Below are 1,458 nucleotides of genomic sequence, written 5' to 3'. Positions count from 1 at the left end.
TCACGCCCCACCGGACCGGTCTGGAGCACCGCCTCGAACAGCGCCGCCACCAACTCCTCCACCGGACCACGCGGCGCCACCCGCACCGGCTCGACCACACCGGCCGGCTCGGGCAGGGCCGACCTGTCGAGCTTGCCGTTGGCGTTGGTCGGGAGCTCGTCCAAGAAGGTGAGGGTGGCGGGGACCATGTGGTCGGGCAGCCGCTCGTGCAGGAGGGCGCGGAGTTCTGCGGGTTCCGGCGTGACGTCACCCGACGGCACGACATAGGCGGCGAGGACGCCGCGAACGGGCTGCACCACCGCGGTGCGGACGGCCGGATGCTCGGCGAGGAGCGACTCGATCTCGCCGGGCTCGACCCGCATGCCGCGGATCTTCACCTGGTTGTCCATGCGGCCGAGGTAATCGACCTCGCCGCTGGGGAGCCACCTGGCCAGATCGCCGGTGCGGTAGAGGCGAGCGCCGGGCGGGCCGTAGGGGTCGGGCACGAACTGCCGCGCCGTCAGCCCCGGCCGGCCGGCGTACCCCTCGGCCAGGCCGATGCCCGCGATGCACAGCTCGCCGGGGGTGCCGATGGGCACCCTGCGCAGGTCGGCGTCGAGGATCTCGATCCTGATCCCCCTGATCGGGGCGCCGATCGGGGTTTGCGTCTCACCCGGCTCGCACTTGTGCCAGGTCACCTCGATGGCGGCCTCGGTGGGGCCGTACAGGTTGTGCAGCTCCGCGCCGGGCAGCCGGGTGTGGAGGCGTTCGGCCAGCACGGCAGGCAGCGCCTCCCCCGAGCAGATCACCCTGCGCACGGAGGGCAGGTCCAGCTTCGGCTCGTCCAGCAGAGCGTCCAGCATGGACGGGACGAAGTGAATGGTGGTGACGTCGTGCTGGGCGACGAGCCGGGCCAGTGCGGCCGGATCGCGGTGTGCGTCCGGCGGGGCCACCACGAGGCCGGCGCCGGCGATGAGCGGCCAGAACAGCTCCCAGACCGACACGTCGAAGGTGAAGGTGGTCTTGAGCATGACCCGGTCGCCGGCCGTGAGCGTGAAGGCGTGGTCGGTCCAGGTCAGCCGGTTGACGATCGCCTCGTGGGAGACGAGGACGCCCTTGGGGGTGCCGGTGGAGCCGGAGGTGTAGATCAGGTAGGCGGGCGCCCTGGGCGGGATCTTCAGCGCCAGTGGCACGCCCTCCTCCGCCGTCTCAGGACTTGTCGTGATGAAGCCAGGGAAGCGGTCCGGCTCCTCGGTGATCACGACTCGCGCCCTGCCGTCCGTGGCCATGAACACCAGCCGCTGGTCGGGGTAGCCGGGGTCGAGCGGCAGGTACGCCGCTCCCGCCGCAACCGCGGCGTGCACGGCCACCACCAGGTCGACGCTGCGCGGCAGGCACACGCCCACCACGTCGCCCACCCGCACACCACGCTCACGCAAGGCTCTGGCCAGCGCGTTGACCCGCCCGCCGAACTCGGCG

The 1,458-nt window shown here is 72.2% G+C and carries 1 protein-coding gene; it reads right to left on the bottom strand.

From position 1 onward, the window contains the following. On the bottom strand, window positions 1-1,458 hold a 1,458-nt coding region (locus ACTWQA_RS58930; protein WP_443167486.1), incomplete at both ends, for an amino acid adenylation domain-containing protein.

Source organism: Nonomuraea sp. 10N515B (genome assembly GCF_052245915.1).
Taxonomy (GTDB): Bacteria; Actinomycetota; Actinomycetes; order Streptosporangiales; family Streptosporangiaceae; genus Nonomuraea.
The sequence above is the reverse complement of the archived record's forward strand: the minus strand, read 5'-3'. Positions and strand labels throughout refer to the sequence as shown.